The sequence below is a fragment of the Bacillus sp. 220_BSPC genome, from assembly GCF_001054655.1.
GTDB classification, from domain to species: Bacteria; Bacillota; Bacilli; order Bacillales; family DSM-1321; genus Peribacillus; species Peribacillus frigoritolerans.
In genome coordinates this window covers 14,225-30,683 of record NZ_JVPL01000090.1, presented here as the reverse complement: position 1 = coordinate 30,683, position 16,459 = coordinate 14,225, and the positions used below count along the sequence as shown (strand labels likewise).

Genomic DNA, 16,459 nt, shown 5'->3' with positions numbered 1-16,459 from the left:
CGCGCTTTTCCCGCAGGAGTCTCGTACCTTCCGTTCCAATCAACTTTGTTAAAATACCAATTGGAACCCTTATACAAACTCAAACTGCCTTTAATTAAGACAGCTTCTTAGTCAACAATCCATTGATATAAATTTTTGGGTCTTCCTATTTTTTGATAACTCACAATAGTTTCCACTTTTCCTTCATCAAGTAAATGCATAATATAGCGATAAACGGTCGGATAAGCCAATCCAACTTCTTTAGAAATTGTATCAACAGAAAAAGGCTCGCGATTAGAATGCAGAAAATCACTAACGTGACGAAGTGTTCTCTTACTAATTCCCTTTGTTACAAATACATCCTTTTCTTCACTGGATTTTTGCTGCGGAGCTGATTGGGTTAATTTTGCTAGGCGGGCATGCAGTTGAATCCTTGAAATCAAATCAGGTGCTTTTACAGGCTTTAAGGCAAAATCCGTTGCGCCTGCTTCAAGAAAGCGATCAGCAATTTCCTGTCGTTCATCGACTGTTAATACAAGAATCGGAACATCGGCATTAAGTTTACGAAGCTCACCCACTGTTTTTATTCCGTCCATTTCCGGCATATGATAATCAACTAAAACAACATCTGCTCCTTTTTCTGCAAACACATTTAACCCTTCTTTTCCGTTGTTAGCCGTATCTACATTCCAGCCGGCAAATTCACAAATTTCACTTAGCATATATTGAATTGATGTATCATCATCTATGACTAAAATGTTCATCTTGACACACTCCCCTCAGCTAGTTTAATCCAAAATATTGTCCCGTGCCCAAGCTTGCTATCAATTTCCACCGATGCACCATGTCCTTCAGCAACTTGTCGTACGAAAGCTAATCCCATGCCTGGATGCGATTTTGTACTGAACCCAGCTTTCCATATTTTCTCCTGCTCTTTAGGTGAAATCCCTTTCCCGTTATCTGATACGCCCAACCAAAGTTCATTTTCATAGGTTTTTACCTTAAGCAAAATCTTTCCATCTTCTATTCCATTCACTGCATCATAAGCATTGTCAATTAAATTCACTAATGCCCTTGTCATTCGGATTTTATTAATGAAAATTTTAATTTCAGGATCTGTTTGAAAGTCTACCTTCAGATTAAGATTTGTCCCGCTCAGTCTGCTTGCTTCGACATATTCAACTAAATCTTTTATACGGCACCAATGTTTTTTATCATCATATAAAATCTCGGAAATCATGTCGCTAACGGAAAGAATCGATGCTGAAATCCTTTGGCAATATTCTTTAATTTTAGAATCGTCCACTTTCATACTAATTAAAGAATTTAGCCCCTCAATTGTTGTAAGAGGCGTTTTTAAATCATGGACCAGATATAGTGCTTCCCGTCCTGATCTTGACTGCATTGCTTCTAACTGCGCATAATGAAGCTCTTGCTTTATCCGCCACTTTTGTTCAGCCAATGAAAAGTACACAGCTAAAATAACAGCATTAATAACGAAAATTAAACACAAAGTTAAACTGTACAATGTTAAAGATTGCTCGAATCCAATTTGAACCGCTATACCTGTTAATTCCTTTGAAATCGACCCTTGGCCAAATCCATATTGGGATAAAGAAGGAATCTCATTCAGCCATTCAATCCCAAAGATTAATTGAGAACAAATAATCGTTTTAATAATTGGCTTTAGTCTATCCTTTTCAAAGGCTTGCAATAATAAGATGGCTAACAACAATAACAAAGCATATGCGCTAAATGAGTATGTTAAAGAATAATAAGCATTTATCACGATATAATCGAGAGGAATAACAATAAGAGGAATGATGATTTTTAACCATGGACGGTTTAAACGAGCAGCGATTTCGTCACCCAACAGCAGTGCACCAATATAATGAAACAAAGCTAAAACTGTATTTAAAGACACTAGCAAAAAAACCGCAAGCATTAACTGATTTCCTGTTTCTTCACCTTCTCTTAATGAAATAAGCAAATCAGTAAGACCAATTTCGTCAGGACCCAACCACGATAGTAAGAATACCCCGAATAAAATTACTCCAATTTTCATCCATATTGTCCAAGACTTCATAAGACTAGCTATCATAATCATTTCACCTTTGATAGATTATTTGCTTATAGAATAGAATGATAACCATTCTTTCAATTCGTATTGATTTAAATGTATGTGTACCCTTCCATAACCTCATTATACGTAATTCATCATTATTATGAAAATTATAAAAAAATGGGTACGTGGATGAGCCACCCTCTATGGATAAAAAGCTACCCTATACAAAAAATTAATTATTATAACGTCAAATTCTTTTAGAATTATTTAACTACATTGCATTTTTCCCCATAGAAAAAACACCTTCACATTGATTGGCTGATATTCAATACCTACTTTTCAACGAAAAGTGTTTTACTTTTCTCATTTTTAGGTCAGTGCAACTATAGGAAAAGGGGTTGAGAATATCATACTTTATTGTTCCAAGAGGTAATTACATAAATCAACTTGAAGATATTGATTTCTCAAGGATTTAATTAGATAAATAGGGTTCACATCAATATTCACATGTAACAATGCCTTTTCAAAGATATCCATGGATACTGAAGGATTATCTCCTAATAATGAAGTAATGACTGCTTCATATTTACCCTTTTTGTAAGTCCCTTCCTTTATATCTTCTAAAGCATGAAGTATTTCAAAAATTACCTTTGAATCCTTTTCATTCAGATCATTATTCAAAATGAAATGAAAAAAAGTATATTGTTCAGGATCTTTATCCAAAGCAATTGTAAGTAATAACTTTTGATGATATTTCATCTTTTTAAATTCATCTATTAACTCTTCCATTAAATTCATCTCCTACTATTATAATACCCAAAGTGCAATTGCAACTTCTCTAACTCTAATAATTTTCATTGTGGTCAAACTCCTTTTAACAAAGGGGCTAGGGTAAGTGTTTCCGCTCTTCTAACTTTATACTAATATATTTAGTAAATCCTCTCGTCCCAAAAGTGAAACGAAATAATTTACATTTCATAATTCCCGTATTTTTAGCGATGCTTCCCTGGTAGAAATCTTGTATTCCCTATACCGGTTCAAGAATCAACGATCATTCCCTTAAAATGGGCAACTTTTAACACCAAAAACAAAGGGTTCTTTACATACGATTAAGATTGATGAAACCCTGTTAACATGTCATAGAAGCACCGAATAGTTGTTACCCAGCTTAAACAGCTTCCAAAAAAAACCAGGAACGGAAAAGAACATTACTCCACACTTACTTAGGCATACCTACACTTCACTATTGATTGAAGCTGTAGTAGGAATTAAAAAATCAACAACCATTAGGAAATAACGAATTCATATATAAAGAAAAGGCCTCCCACAGTAAAGTGTGGGAGGCCTTCAACTTTAAAGATATTCACATGTTAGGTGAGCACTCATGACTGAATCTCCCGTTAAACCCCTATATTAAGGGATTTAAGCGATGCATCATGCCCGCCCATTCAATTAATAATTTAATAGGAAGTAACAAGGTAATAATATCAACACTTTTAGTTAAAGCCATCTAAGATAACTTCACAAAGTGTCATAATATTTCAATGTCAGGTGAGCAAATAGGTGAGCATTTTCAATTAAATTCTTATAAATAACTGGTATGAAGAACCTGAAAAAGCCCCCCTATTACAAGAGGAAGCCTAAACCTAATCCTATATTATATCGGAAGGAGAAAAGACTATCATGAAAATGAAAAAATCCTTAAATTGAATTCAAACTGCATTATAAGGAAATTGAACGTGTAACTAAAGTAAAAAACTGATTTAAATATTTATCATGCTAAAGAAGATACTTCAAACTTGGCCTAAAACAAAATTCGTTAACATTTGCTTTTTATCAAGATGGTGAAGTAAAAAAGAAACTAGATTTTATCGATCTCTCAGAAGATGAAATTCAGATAGTAAGCCCGAGATGCGTTTTCAGGCAGTATTGGCTGCATTACCTGGAATTGGTTCTTTGACATTTTTCCTTATTTAAAAGTGAAAACCAAAAATCATCGGAGTTATTCCCCTCAAAAGGAAGTAACTCCCTTTTCTAGAAACTTGGGCTTGATATTTTAACAAAACTCAGGCTTTGGGAATTCGACCTTGCCTCTTTAACTGCTTCAAAGTAAATAGATAAATAACATTTCTATATTATTTCCTTAAAAATCATCTATATTTGATATTTGTTTAATCTGACATTGAGATATATAATAAAAACAAGAAAAAAGAAAGCGTTTTCAATTTTTAAATACTTCGTTACTTCTCATACTATAAGGAGGATTTAAGATGAGCCAAGTAGAAAGAAAATCCAAAGTGCAGAAATTAATTGAGCAACAAAAATTCAATGAGAAAGACATTTCCAAGATGACAGATTCACAGATTGAATATTATCACTGGCTCTATTTTGATGACTCTGTTTATGATTATATGTAACTCAAATATAAAATGATAAAAAGCGGGAAAACCATTGATAATTCATGGTTTCCCGCTTTTACTTTTATTCTTTCGGAAATAACTTCTTGCAAATCCACTATTTTGTAACAAGTGAGTTTCAGTTGCTTTCTGACCTTGCTAGCTTTCAGCTGAAGAAAACAACATTCATTATGCAATGGAAGTTATCGTTAATATGTCTTCAGTGTCAGGAATGGAGGGAAAAGGAAGGACAACCTGGTATTCATCAAGAATAGGTTTTTTATTTAAGAAATAATCGTCCTTATCCTTTTTTTCATTTTACTATTTCTTAATGAAGTAAAGCACCCGTTACTTGAATTAGAAATTTAATTAGCTTTTCTTGGTCTTCTTAAAAAATAAATAACCAAAAACACCTAAAATTAATGCTATACCTCCGAAAACAATAACTTGATATATAATATCCCCTAACATAACCTGTTCCTCCTATTCTAAAAAAACATTTCCCTAAATCTATATACGAGATTTTCCCTAAAAAGGTTTCAACTGGTAGTTTGATTCTAAAAGTCTTATTAAACAAACCTGCCCCGTTAGTTGAACAAGTAAAAATGCACACTAGAGTCATTTAATGCTTTCATAACACAAAACCACAATTATGCAATGGCACAATTAAAAAGTGTAAATAAAAAAAGACACTTTCCAAACTTTAAAAATGTTCTTTAATAATTAACGGCTATAATGAACGACAGCTTCCTTGAACAGATAGTGGTAGTAAAGTTTGTTCCATGTTATAATTTTCCGAAGTAATCTTTGGATTGCTCATAAAAAATCGTCCTTTCGTAAATGGGGTGTGTGGTAACTTCATTTTACTAAAAAGGGCGATTTTTTTTTGCATAAATTTCGTTAAAAAAGGGTTGCCCCTAAAAGTCATTTTCCTGACTTTTGGGACAGCCCCATTTCAATTTCAGCTATTTTAATACTAAAGAACGCTTCGCTTGCGCAATCTCAGTAGCCACATCTAAAATCATATCTTCTTGACCGCCGACTACTTTACGTTTTCCTAATTCGATTAAAATATCACGTGAATCGATATTAAATTTTTCAGCTGCGCGTTTTGCATGAAGAGCAAAGCTTGAGTATACCCCAGCATACCCTAGAGTTAGGCTATCTTTTGTAATTTCTTGAGGCGATTGCAAAATTGGAGCCACAATGTCTTCTGCCAAATCCATCATTTTATATAAATCCACCCCTGTTTGAATTCCCATCCGTTCAAGAACGGCTACAAGTACTTCTGTTTGCGTATTACCGGCACCTGCTCCTAAGCAGCGAACACTACCATCAATGCGAGTAGCTCCTTCTTCGATTGCGACAAGCGTATTTGCCATCGCAAGAGATAAATTATTATGACCATGGAAACCCACTTTAGTTCCTACAGATTGTTTAAGTGCACGTATACGTTCACGAACCTGCTCTGGAAGTAGATAACCTGCTGAATCAACTACATATACAGTATCTGCGCCATAGCTTTCCATTAATTTTGCTTGTTCCACTAATTTTTCAACTGGTGCCATATGGGCCATCATCAAAAATCCGACGGTTTCCATTCCAAGTTCTTTTGCATAAGCAATATGTTGTTGGGCAACGTCAGCTTCGGTAACATGAGTTGCAATACGAGCCATTTTTGCTCCCAAATTGGCTGCTTCTTTTAAATCATGTAAAGTACCAATACCTGGTAATAACAAAATGGCGATTTTTGACTTATCCGCAACAGAAACTGCGGCTTCGATTAATTCCATTTCATTTGTTCTTGATAGACCATACTGTAAAGATGATCCAGCTAAACCATCTCCATGTGATACTTCGATATAAGGGACATTAGCGTCATTCAATGCTTTGGCAACTTTAAGTACTTGATCTACAGTATATTGATGAGAGATCGCATGGCTTCCATCTCGCAACGCTACCTCAGTGATTAATATATCTTCATTATTTGTCATTGTATTTAGTACCCCTTTCTACAGTTCAAACTGTTTCTTTCATCAATAGATTTTTTGCGAATTCTTCTGCAATTCTAACACCCGCCGCTGTCATAATATCAAGATTCCCTGAATATTTTGGTAAATAATCCCCAGCACCTTCTACTTCTATGAAAATGGTTACTTTATTTCCATCAAAGATTGGTTCTGTACGAATACGATAGCCAGGAACATAAGATTGAACAACTTTAGTCATCTCTTCAATCGAATGCTTAATCGCTTCTTCATCCATTTTCCCTTCCTCTACTAGAGTATAAACTGTATCACGCATAAGAATTGGCGGTTCAGCAGGATTCAAGATAATGATTGCTTTTCCTTTTTTAGCACCTCCAACCACTTCGACAGCACGTGAAGTAGTTTCCGTGAATTCATCGATATTTGCACGAGTTCCAGGTCCTGCACTAAGACTTGAGATCGTAGCAACGATTTCAGCATATTCTACTGGACATACTCGATTTACGGCATGAACCATCGGGACTGTAGCCTGACCACCACAAGTAATAAGGTTGATATTATCTTTATCTAAATGTTCTTCAATGTTTACTGCTGCACACACAAATGGACCTACAGCTGCTGGAGTCATATCAATCACTTTTTTCCCTGCTTCTTTTAACACTTTCGCATTATAGAGATGAGCCTTAGCAGATGTTGCATCAAAGATAATATCCGCCAATTCTGGTGTTTCGAGAAATCCATCGATCCCATTATCAATGGACACATAGCCTAATTCCCTCGCACGACGTAAACCATCCGAATTTGGGTCAATCCCAATAACTGTCGTCAACTCTAAAACTTCAGATCGTCCAAGTTTTATCATAAGATCTGTACCAATATTTCCTGAGCCAAGAATGGCAACTTTTACTTTTGACAAAATAATTCTCCTCCTGCATTTGAATGTATTTTATAAATTCTTGCTTGTTTCTATATGATTATTACCATCTTTATAACCTAAACATTCCGAAATTTCAGACGATGATTTTTGAATTCTCTCTATTACCTCTGGAATCCGCTCTTCGTCAAACCTCATTTTAGGTGCAGCACAGCTAATAGAAGCGATTACATTTCCTTGATGGTTGAATATTGGAGCGGCTATACATTTGAGCCCTAACTCTATCTCTTCATCATCTATAGCATAGCCTTTCTCCCGTATTGACTTTAAATGATTTTTAATATTCGTTATATTAGTCATCGTGTACTCTGTATACGATTCTAAAGTCACAGATGTTAAAATCCTATCTATTTCATTTCGCTTTGGTAGGCAAGAATCACCTTACCAACACCAGTACAATGAACTGGAGCTCTTTTTCCAATATGAGAGTAAATTGTAAGGGCTCTGTGGCCTTCAATTTTATCAATGTAAATAACTTCATCTCTCTGTAACATAACTAAGTGAACGGTTTCTTTTTTTACTGTGTCCATTATTCGGGGTATAGTTCACACATCTTAGAGGCTTTTATATATTGTATCTCATTACAAAAAGTAATCTTACCTTATGAGACTAAAAAAATAGCAAACTAAATGCCATCTTTAAAGTCTTTCAAATCGCCAGACCATGTAATACAACATCCTTTTCCATATCATCAAGGGCATTATCTTTCTCCTACCTTCTCAACTGGTAAGGTAATGACTTCTGCAGTTATCTTTCGTTTCATTGGAAAGTAATATAAGGCAGCAGGTAAGAAAAGTCCTACAGTCCAAGCCAAATCTGCTCCATAAAGTGCTTTTGCAACAGGCCCAACATAAAAAGACGCATTGATAAAAGGAATCTCTGCAAGTATTGATGCTACAAATGCAAAGGAAGCAATCCAGTTGACTTTTCCATACTTACCATTTAGATCAAAGATACCTTTGACACTATATTCGCCTTGGCGCAGTATATATAATAGCTAAAGGTTAGCTGAATAAGGAAGTACTATGCATCGGCTGAACTTTGGCTTTAGGATCAATATAGGCTTTAGCATTATTGACTGCCGTAGGACCTTCACCAAATCCTGATGCAATTAATTTAACCTTCCCGTCATACGTACAAATATCCCCGGCAGCGTAAATGCCTGCAATATTTGTTTCTTGCTTAGAATTAACTATAATGGAATTTTTTTTAAGTTGGAGACCCCATTCTTTAATCGGGCCAAGAGAAGAAACAAAGCCGTAATTAATAATTAGGTCATCTATGTCAGCTAGTTCTTTTTCTTGAGTCTTAGTGTGTTCTAAAGTAATTTGAGTAATCTGATCCACTCCTACTAGCTCAGAAGGAACATATGGTGTTTTGACTTCAACAGAAGAATTCGCTAATTGTTCTACACTATGCTCATGGGCACGAAATTTATCTCTTCTATGTATCAATGTTACTTTTTCAGCGATAGGCTCTAGCATAAGAGCCCAATCAACAGCGGAATCTCCACCGCCTAGAATCGCTACTTTTCTTCCTTTAAATTGGTTCATGTCATTCACAAAATAATATAAATTCTTACTTTCAAACTTTGTTGCATCTTCTAGTTCTAGTTTGCGAGGCTGAAAAGCTCCATTCCCTGCAGTAATAATAATTGATTTAGAGAAATGAGTATCGAGGTTGGTAGTGACCTTAAATGTTTCGTCCGCTTGCTTTTCAATCTGTTCAACTGCTTCTTCAAGACAAATTGTTGGTTCGAATACTTTCATTTGCTCTTTCAAATTATCTACCAATTCTTGAGCTCTTACTTTTGGAAATCCAGCTATATCATAAATAAATTTTTCGGGATAAAGAGCCGTGAGCTGTCCGCCCAACTGAGGAAGACTCTCTATAATTTTCACCTTTGCTTGCCTCATCCCTCCATAAAAAGCTGTAAATAAACCAACTGGTCCGCCACCAATAATTGTTATATCATAAATCTTCTTGTCTTCTACCATTAGTAATCACCTCTAGTTATGCTCTTGTTAGAATTAATCGTTCAATACTGTACTAGTTAGTTTGAAACATCCTCACTGATCAAATCTCTAGAATTTTTTATTCGAATTTACAAGGATCACCATCAAAAGAACATTGAGCTACTTTAATAGACTCGGTTGGACACCCTTCTAAAGCATCTAGCATATCCTCCTCGAATTCATCAGGTATGCTGGCTGTTCCTTCATTTTTATCTAATGTAACAAACGCAATACCTTCTTCATCGTAATCATAAATTTCAGGAGCTGTAGCACCACATGCTCCGCAAGCAATACAAGTTTCTTTATCTACAATCGTATAGTTAGCCATTTTTCTTCTATTTTCTCCTCTCTAAACTGCAGTTTTATCCTGAGGTTTTATAATCATCTAATGTATCTACGTAAACGTACCGGCATCACTCGAGGTAAGTTCACCCGTTTGCAATACCATATAACCATGCCATAGAAGGAAGCTTCTTTTGGATGGAGTCAGCATCAAAAGCAATATGATGAATTCTATCACCTACTGTATCTAAAAACTCACGCATTATTCCTGGGTTTTTATCCGGTTCGATGAGTTCAATTTGGACAGTTGGCGTGTTTAGAAAAGCCAGTTTAGATTGCGAATCTGTTGGTTTACCTTTAAAAACAACTTTCGAAACATAACTGTCACCAGTTAGAAAAGATTCAGCCTTCTTAATACCTAACAATTTTGTAAAAGCTTCATTAGCAGATTCAATATTTTTTACGACAAATGCAAGCTGATTAATCTCTCTGTTGCCTAATAGTGATCCAGTAATGTTTACAAACCTTTTTTCTAAAGTCCGTTTATTTAATAGCCAAGCCCCCGCACTGACAATCCGCCATCGCTGGAAATGACTTCACCAGTAATCGCGCGTGCTTCGTCAGATGCTAACAGTACATACGCTGCAACGTGATCTTCTGGCATTTGGGCGATTTGAAGGGGATTTCGTTTTTTAATACTGCTTGCTTTCGTATCATTATCCACGATTTTAACGGATGCAACGGTGGAATAACCGATAGTGCTGTCAGTGTGCCCCCTGGCGCTACCGCATTTACCCGAATATTTGGTGCGAGTTCGAACGCAAGCTGGCGCATCAGTCCGATTTGAGCGTGCTTGCTCGCTTTGTACCAAACGCCGCCGCCATCAGGATAGAAACTTGCACCAGATACTGAAAAAATAATATTACCATTTGTTTTTTGTAATTCTTCAAGAGCTGCTTTCGCGCCGAAAAAAGAACCTTTTACGTTAATATCGAGAAGGAAATCATACGCTTCGGAAAGAGCATCTGGAGTCACATCGGCAAATTTAGCAAACCCATCGAATACGCCAGCATTAGCGATAAAAACATCTAACTTTCCAAATTGCTTAACAGTAGCTTGGACAGCTTGCTCATTGTCTTCGTATTTGCTTACATCCCCTAATCCCCCCTTTTAAAAGAAGAAGGAACAAATACGATTCCTTACCGCTCAATTCCTTTTCCAATGTTCCCAATGCCTGATACTTACCGAAAAGAAACTTCCACTTTTCCTAACTCACTGAACTCAGCAGTAAACACATCCCCTTTTTGTGCAACTACTGCTGCGGATAAAGCACCTGATAAAATCACTTCTTCAGCTTTTAAAATGACATTATATTCAGACAATTTGTTCGCTAACCAGGCTACACATGTGGCCGGATGACCTAATACATCTGCCCCTGTCCCTTTGTTCATGAGCTCGCCATTTTTATAAAGATTCATTTCGATTTTAGTCAGTTCTAAACCATTGACAGCGAATTTTTCGTCTCCTAATACATAAAGCCCGCAGGAAGCATTATCGGCAACAGTGTCTTGGAGCTTAATTTTCCAATTCAGAATTCGACTGTCCACAATCTCTAATGAAGGAATGATGGACTCAGTTGCAGCTAAAACGTCTTCCGCTGTCACATTTGGACCTTTAAGATCCTTATTGAGAACAAAGGCGATCTCCCCTTCAACCTTTGGTTCGAAAAGCGAATCGACAGCGATGCTGCCCTTATTTGGAACACTCATGCTGTCCAATAAGTGACCGTAATCCGGCTGGTCGACTCCTAAAAGCTCTTGCATGGCAAAGGAAGTTAACCCAATCTTTTTCCCAACGATTTTCTGTCCAGCCTTGACTTTCTGATCAATCGCTTTTAACTGGACTTGATACGCTTCGTGAACAGTCAGGCTTGGATACAGATCGGTTAACGGCGTGACGGATTTTTTCGTTTGCTCTGCATGGAGCAAATGCTCGTATGCATCTTGTACTACAGCTGTTTTTTGTATGCTCAAAGAAAAAACCTCTTTCTTTTAAATGATAAAAAGAACTTTGATAGTACAGGTTTCTACACTTGCACTATCAAAGTTGGGTAGAAATATCAAAACTTATTTCACGGGAATTTTACTAAAAAAGTCAATAATGACCTTGTTAAATTCTTCAGCCTTTTCCCATTGTGGCCAATGTCCAGCATCGTTAATGACGGTTAATTCACTGCCAGGAATCATCTCTTGAATGGGTTTTGCTTCCTCGACAGTAGAGGTTGGGTCATGATCCGTCCATGCTAATAAGGTTGGAACATCAATCTTTTCACACCAGGATGGATCCCAGCTATAATTTTGTCGATATTCAATGTCTTGAAGGGCAACAATGTGATGAACAGCTTCTTGGTACGATGGCTGTGTATAAATTTTGTAACGAGCTTCAATAAGCTCATCGGTGACTTGACTCTTATCGTACATTAGCCATTCAAGTCTGGTTTTTACATTTTCATAGTTTGCTTCCAGAACAGCCTTAACGGTGGATTCCTTCAGCTTTTTCATAACTTCAGCCTTGTTGTTAACATTTCCCGGAGTATTTAAAACTAATGCTTTAGCAATTCCAGGGTGATGGGCAGCGAACCATGCTGCGACCCAACCACCTAGTGATTCACCAGATAGATAGACTTCTTTCAAGTCTAAAGCCTGGATGACCCATAATAGATGATCACTATAGGAATCAATTCCGTAAGGGCGATCTGGCTTTTCTGTGTAACCATGCCCGAGCATATCAATGCAGATTACACGGAAATGCTCACTCAACCCTCTAATGTTCCGGGCGTGAGCCTCAATATGACCGCCAGTACCATGAAGCAAAATAAGCGGTTCCCCAGTTCCTGCTTCTAGTACTCTCGTTTTAATTCCATTTGCATCCACATAATAATTTTTAAACTCTAAATCGGCTAAATCTGTCCAAATTGTCATCTCGTTCTCCTCCTCCTTTTTTTGAAAGTCTTATACTTTATGGAACTTGACAACGCCCATTCCCGTCACCCATTCTGGGATTGGCTCATAACAAGCAACCTCTGGTTCAAGCCCTTGAAGAATTCCTAGCAGCACAAGCCAGTTATGAATTTCCTGACCGCCATTGCCGCCATTTTCTTCGATAAAATCAGGGCCCCATTGTCTTAGTGCCTGATAGTCTTTTTCTGTAATCAATCGTAAAAATTCACGATCCCACTCTTCATTGACCGGTCCGGATTTCAAACTTGTCACACGTGTTTTGCGCGTGTTCAAATATTCGTCAAGCTGCTCAATTTCTTGACGGCCATTTGTTAGGACTTTAATTAGCTCTTGATCTTCAGGCTTTTCACTATCAATCTTTGGAATTGGAACCCAGTGAGAGATCCCTCCTGAAGCGACAATCGCTACCTTTTTATCGCTTTCCCATGATTCAATTGCTTTGCGGACGACTTCTCCGACTTGGAAACAGCGGTCCATTGTAGGCAGCGGCGGTGCTGCTGTATTCACGGCAATCGGCACAACCGGTATCTTTAGATCAGGGTTTAAAAAGTAGACAGCTTGAGTGTGGCCATGATCCACTTTCATTCTCATCGAAAAAGCAAAATCCACATTGTTCGCCAAACCTGTATCAAGAACATGCTTCGCTAATTCTTGATGGATAGGAATTTGATATTCAGGAATTTGCCAGTCGCCCCATCCTTCACATCGATCAATTCCAATCGTGAAGGAAGGCATATAATCATAATAATAACTATTGAAATGATCATCCGAAATTAAGACGATCACATCTGTTCCAATATCCTCCAGCCATTTTTTCATATGGGCAACGGTTTTTAGAAAACGCTGCCCTTTTTCTCCACCGCCAGCTTCATTTGTCATAATCATCGGACTATGTGACATTGCAACTCCTGCTACTATTTCAGCCATGTCTTCCACCCCTCTAATCTGAATATTTTTTTTACGATCCGGGCGGGGGCATTACCCCGTTTTAATCCATTTGTCAAAAATTCAATCGTTTCAAACAATAGATAGTTTCCCTTGCATGATTGTCGGAATCTCTTTTACAGAAGCGAGCTGTTTTTCAATGTTAACTGTTCGCAAATCTCATCATCGATCTTTTGGCCAGTGCTAAATCATCCGTTTTCTCATAGGTTGGTGAAAATCCCACTTAGCCTCCATAAAACATGATGTCGTTGACGGATTACACATCTACACTGCCCACTCTATATTTGATCATGCCTTTAAGTGTTACGGATCCAGTACCTTTACCAATTATTTCATAACAAACCAAACAAAATTGTCCAGTAATCTTATCGCTTATTTCAGTTTTACGATTATTTTCACTCAATTTTCAGATCTCCCAAAATGATACCCGATTGCAGTGCCAAGAAAAGCTGATAACTGGTTTGTAGATCATGGATATCAGCTTCTAAAATTTCACCTATTTTTTTTACGCGATAACGTAATCCACCAATTGACAAATTCATTATTTTTGCTGTTTTACCTATATTTTGGCCACTCTTAATGTAATAATATAGAGTTTTGGTTAACTCTGATTCTTTCCCTCGATCGTATTCAAGTAATTTCGAAAGCATTTTGTTGCAGAAATGCCGAATATCATCTATTTTTCCTGCGCGAAATAAAATCCCCACCGCTCCTAAATCATCAAAGTACATAATTTCCTTTTGATGATGGTTCATGTTTAATGAAATGAGAGCTTCATTGTACAGAATCGGTATATCTTCAAGAGACTTTGATCTTGAGCTCATCCCAATTTTAAAAGGGATATTAGGGTATTTTTCTTTTAGAAAACAAAGTAATTTTCTGATAAATTTATCGACGTTTATATCATTTTTTGAGAACAAGTCAACAGGCATCAACGCAGCTATGTTTTGAGAGTCTTCCGAGATTAAGATATTCAGATTACGATCCATAAAATATCTTGAAAGAACTTCAATTAAATCCATACCGCCGATTGGATCCTTTCCATTTGGATAAAAATTTGGATCCCCTTTCAAAACTAAAAATTGATACTCTTTGCCCAAATCCACTCCAATATATCTGGCCCTTTTGAATAATATGACAGGGTTTAAACGATTATTGATCATATCTTCTAACAATCCGCCTTTGATGTTTAACTTCAGTTCTGTATCCAGGATTGTTTCCTTGTTATAATTACTCACAGATCCGATGAGACACAATTGCTTCATTTTCAACCAATCAACTTCATTAAAAGAAGTGTTAATGAAGGAGCAATAACCTACACTCTTTCCTCTTGATACCATCGGAGCAATTAATCTCTTATGTTCATCAGATTGGACCAGTTCGACAATTTGCTGCTTCTCGATAAGTTCAGTCAGTTTGATGTGATTATATCCATCGAGATTATTTTTCTTTAAGCTCCTGCTATATTGTCTAGCCAGTTCCGGATCTAAGCCTATTGAATAAAGATAGTTAAATCCTAGATCTTCAAGAATAATGGGGATGTTTGTAAGCTGATAGCATACGTCGGCCAATCGTGTTTCTCCAACGCCATTTAGAAACTGCCCGATGGCTTGGTTATTGAAATCCAAGGCAGCCTGCAGGTTATTTTTTTCAGTTAAAACTGTATCAAGGCAGTTCAGAAGCATTTGTGGCAGACCCGATTCGAACTCCTTCTCTGTGAAGGTATAGTCTCCATAATGTGACGACATTTGAACAAACATTTCCAATGCTTTAGGATAATCGAACTTATTTTGCAATATATTCACCCACTTTAGAAAGTTACAAGCTTAATTAGCTAAAATTCGCATTTTAAAATTATTCTACTTCTCCTGAGTGGGCTTGTCGATTCCTTGCATATTGCCATGCTATCTCATCCTTCACCTAAACCGCTCTGATTGCGAATTGGAATTAAAAGTACTTTTCAATCTCTAATCTTTAGTTTCTCCAGCAATCCCTGACTTCCCGTTTTTTTACGAAGACCTCGAATGCCCCAGCCTCCGTCGAAATTCAATACCTCTCCTGTAGCCGGAATATTGTCATTTCGCGAGGCAAAAAATACGTAAGCCCCAGCATAATCTTCTCCGCACAATATACGCCCGATCGGAGCGGCTGACTCTACATTCTCCTTACCCGGTTCCAAGTCAACGTCTTTGTACCATTCATTATACATGCTAGTTAAGGACCTATTTTCCATTTCAAGTGAGGCAGGTCCTCTCAAATTCGTTAATGCACCGCCAATGGCAATGCCGTTCACCCGGATGTAAGGTGCCAATTCATACGCCAACTGGCGAACCAAGCCGACAACGCCGTGCTTGGTGGATGTGTAAAGCGGTCCGCCTCCGCTTGTGTAAAATCCTGCATTCGAAACCGTAAAAATCATATTCCCCCGAGTTGCTGCTATTTGCGGCAGACACGCCTTTGCCGCAAGCAAGTAACCCTTGACATTAACATGGAACATTTCATCAAATGCCTGATCCATCTTGTCTTCTGGAAGATCCACCAACGACATGTTGTAATCCCAAATACCGGCATTTGCAATGAGCGTGTCAATTTTCCCAAAACGTTCAACGCACTGGTTGACTGCAGACTTGAGGTCACTGAGTTGACGCACATCTCCCACCATTCCGATAACATTTTCACCATACTCTTGTTCAAGCTGACGAAGACTATCCGCCGACCTGCCAAGCACTGCAACCTTGGCACCCTCAGCCACGAATCGTTCCACGATGGAACGGCCGACACCGGATGAACCGCCTGTAATCAAAGCCACTTCATTGGCCAATCTCATATTAGATC

The 16,459-nt window shown here is 37.4% G+C and carries 18 protein-coding genes and 2 pseudogenes; 1 reads left to right on the top strand and 19 read right to left on the bottom strand.

Annotated elements, in window-relative coordinates:
- Window positions 1–107: 107 nt before the first annotated feature.
- From ADA55_RS05730 to ADA55_RS05720, 3 genes are all read right to left on the bottom strand, one after another.
- Window positions 108–743 carry a response regulator gene (locus ADA55_RS05730; protein WP_048680388.1) on the bottom strand — a complete coding sequence of 212 codons (636 nt, stop codon included), beginning with the start codon at window positions 741–743 and terminating at the stop codon, window positions 108–110.
- Complete coding sequence (locus ADA55_RS05725; RefSeq protein WP_226990418.1) at window positions 740–2,086, bottom strand: sensor histidine kinase; 1,347 nt, start codon at window positions 2,084–2,086, stop codon at window positions 740–742. Before ADA55_RS05725 ends, ADA55_RS05730 begins: the two co-directional genes overlap by 4 nt.
- A gap of 372 nt (window positions 2,087–2,458) precedes the next feature.
- Window positions 2,459–2,833: a DUF1878 family protein gene (locus ADA55_RS05720; RefSeq protein ID WP_048680386.1), complete on the bottom strand. Its 375-nt coding sequence runs from the start codon at window positions 2,831–2,833 to the stop codon at window positions 2,459–2,461.
- Window positions 2,834–4,314: 1,481 nt separating this feature from the next.
- Between ADA55_RS05720 and ADA55_RS29175 the strand changes: the two genes are divergently transcribed.
- Window positions 4,315–4,461, top strand: a complete 147-nt coding sequence (locus tag ADA55_RS29175) for a BH0509 family protein (protein WP_127777491.1) — start codon at window positions 4,315–4,317, stop codon at window positions 4,459–4,461.
- A 348-nt stretch (window positions 4,462–4,809) separates the two neighbouring features.
- On the opposite strand, the gene ADA55_RS31335 is transcribed toward ADA55_RS29175, so the two are convergent.
- From ADA55_RS31335 to hcaB, 16 genes and pseudogenes are all read right to left on the bottom strand, one after another.
- Window positions 4,810–4,911, bottom strand: coding sequence for an LPXTG cell wall anchor domain-containing protein (locus ADA55_RS31335; RefSeq protein WP_142398510.1), 102 nt, complete (start codon window positions 4,909–4,911; stop codon window positions 4,810–4,812).
- Window positions 4,912–5,405: 494 nt separating this feature from the next.
- Complete coding sequence (gene dmpG, locus ADA55_RS05715) at window positions 5,406–6,434, bottom strand: 4-hydroxy-2-oxovalerate aldolase (RefSeq protein ID WP_048680384.1); 1,029 nt, start codon at window positions 6,432–6,434, stop codon at window positions 5,406–5,408.
- 25 nt (window positions 6,435–6,459) lie between these two features.
- Window positions 6,460–7,344: an acetaldehyde dehydrogenase (acetylating) gene (locus tag ADA55_RS05710; RefSeq protein ID WP_048680378.1), complete on the bottom strand. Its 885-nt coding sequence runs from the start codon at window positions 7,342–7,344 to the stop codon at window positions 6,460–6,462.
- Between the two features lie 30 nt (window positions 7,345–7,374).
- Window positions 7,375–7,856: pseudogene (locus ADA55_RS28275) on the bottom strand (IclR family transcriptional regulator).
- A gap of 206 nt (window positions 7,857–8,062) precedes the next feature.
- The gene (locus tag ADA55_RS29165; RefSeq protein ID WP_226990420.1) at window positions 8,063–8,347 is read right to left on the bottom strand and encodes a cytosine permease; all 285 of its coding nucleotides are present in this window, start codon (window positions 8,345–8,347) and stop codon (window positions 8,063–8,065) included.
- A gap of 19 nt (window positions 8,348–8,366) precedes the next feature.
- Window positions 8,367–9,359 (bottom strand): NAD(P)/FAD-dependent oxidoreductase, encoded by a 993-nt coding sequence (locus ADA55_RS05700; protein WP_048680375.1) that lies wholly within the window; start codon window positions 9,357–9,359, stop codon window positions 8,367–8,369.
- A gap of 97 nt (window positions 9,360–9,456) precedes the next feature.
- Window positions 9,457–9,705, bottom strand: coding sequence for a ferredoxin (locus ADA55_RS05695; protein WP_048680372.1), 249 nt, complete (start codon window positions 9,703–9,705; stop codon window positions 9,457–9,459).
- A gap of 100 nt (window positions 9,706–9,805) precedes the next feature.
- Complete coding sequence (locus tag ADA55_RS28270) at window positions 9,806–10,144, bottom strand: VOC family protein (RefSeq protein ID WP_226990419.1); 339 nt, start codon at window positions 10,142–10,144, stop codon at window positions 9,806–9,808.
- 62 nt (window positions 10,145–10,206) lie between these two features.
- A complete protein-coding gene (locus ADA55_RS30955; RefSeq protein WP_239687150.1) occupies window positions 10,207–10,356 on the bottom strand; it encodes an SDR family oxidoreductase in 150 nt (49 codons plus the stop codon).
- Window positions 10,287–10,757: pseudogene (locus ADA55_RS05685) on the bottom strand (SDR family NAD(P)-dependent oxidoreductase); the annotation flags it as partial. The pseudogene ADA55_RS05685 and the gene ADA55_RS30955, both read right to left, overlap by 70 nt.
- Window positions 10,758–10,900: 143 nt before the next feature.
- Entirely contained in the window at window positions 10,901–11,692 is a 792-nt protein-coding gene (locus tag ADA55_RS05680; protein ID WP_048680368.1) for a 2-keto-4-pentenoate hydratase, read from the bottom strand.
- A gap of 93 nt (window positions 11,693–11,785) precedes the next feature.
- Window positions 11,786–12,640: an alpha/beta fold hydrolase gene (locus ADA55_RS05675; protein WP_048680366.1), complete on the bottom strand. Its 855-nt coding sequence runs from the start codon at window positions 12,638–12,640 to the stop codon at window positions 11,786–11,788.
- A 30-nt stretch (window positions 12,641–12,670) separates the two neighbouring features.
- Window positions 12,671–13,606, bottom strand: a complete 936-nt coding sequence (locus tag ADA55_RS05670) for a hypothetical protein (RefSeq protein WP_048680362.1) — start codon at window positions 13,604–13,606, stop codon at window positions 12,671–12,673.
- 274 nt (window positions 13,607–13,880) lie between these two features.
- A complete protein-coding gene (locus ADA55_RS29160) occupies window positions 13,881–14,027 on the bottom strand; it encodes a hypothetical protein (protein WP_153246097.1) in 147 nt (48 codons plus the stop codon).
- Window positions 14,020–15,420: a PucR family transcriptional regulator gene (locus ADA55_RS05665; protein WP_048680359.1), complete on the bottom strand. Its 1,401-nt coding sequence runs from the start codon at window positions 15,418–15,420 to the stop codon at window positions 14,020–14,022. Before ADA55_RS05665 ends, ADA55_RS29160 begins: the two co-directional genes overlap by 8 nt.
- 164 nt (window positions 15,421–15,584) lie before the next feature.
- Complete coding sequence (gene hcaB, locus ADA55_RS05660) at window positions 15,585–16,451, bottom strand: 3-(cis-5,6-dihydroxycyclohexa-1,3-dien-1-yl)propanoate dehydrogenase (RefSeq protein ID WP_048680356.1); 867 nt, start codon at window positions 16,449–16,451, stop codon at window positions 15,585–15,587.
- Between the last annotated feature and the right edge of the window lie 8 nt (window positions 16,452–16,459).

Bases quoted from the DNA above. Each gene is read 5' to 3' on its own strand.
- ADA55_RS05730 (WP_048680388.1), bottom strand. From the start codon at position 743: ATGAACATTTTAGTCATAGATGATGATACATCAATTCAATATATGCTA.
- hcaB (WP_048680356.1), bottom strand. From the start codon at position 16,451: ATGAGATTGGCCAATGAAGTGGCTTTGATTACAGGCGGTTCATCCGGT.
- ADA55_RS31335 (WP_142398510.1), bottom strand. From the start codon at position 4,911: ATGTTAGGGGATATTATATATCAAGTTATTGTTTTCGGAGGTATAGCA.
- ADA55_RS05675 (WP_048680366.1), bottom strand. From the start codon at position 12,640: ATGACAATTTGGACAGATTTAGCCGATTTAGAGTTTAAAAATTATTAT.
- ADA55_RS05700 (WP_048680375.1), bottom strand. From the start codon at position 9,359: ATGGTAGAAGACAAGAAGATTTATGATATAACAATTATTGGTGGCGGA.
- dmpG (WP_048680384.1), bottom strand. From the start codon at position 6,434: ATGACAAATAATGAAGATATATTAATCACTGAGGTAGCGTTGCGAGAT.
- ADA55_RS05720 (WP_048680386.1), bottom strand. From the start codon at position 2,833: ATGGAAGAGTTAATAGATGAATTTAAAAAGATGAAATATCATCAAAAG.
- ADA55_RS05695 (WP_048680372.1), bottom strand. From the start codon at position 9,705: ATGGCTAACTATACGATTGTAGATAAAGAAACTTGTATTGCTTGCGGA.
- ADA55_RS29175 (WP_127777491.1), top strand. From the start codon at position 4,315: ATGAGCCAAGTAGAAAGAAAATCCAAAGTGCAGAAATTAATTGAGCAA.
- ADA55_RS05725 (WP_226990418.1), bottom strand. From the start codon at position 2,086: ATGATTATGATAGCTAGTCTTATGAAGTCTTGGACAATATGGATGAAA.
- ADA55_RS05670 (WP_048680362.1), bottom strand. From the start codon at position 13,606: ATGGCTGAAATAGTAGCAGGAGTTGCAATGTCACATAGTCCGATGATT.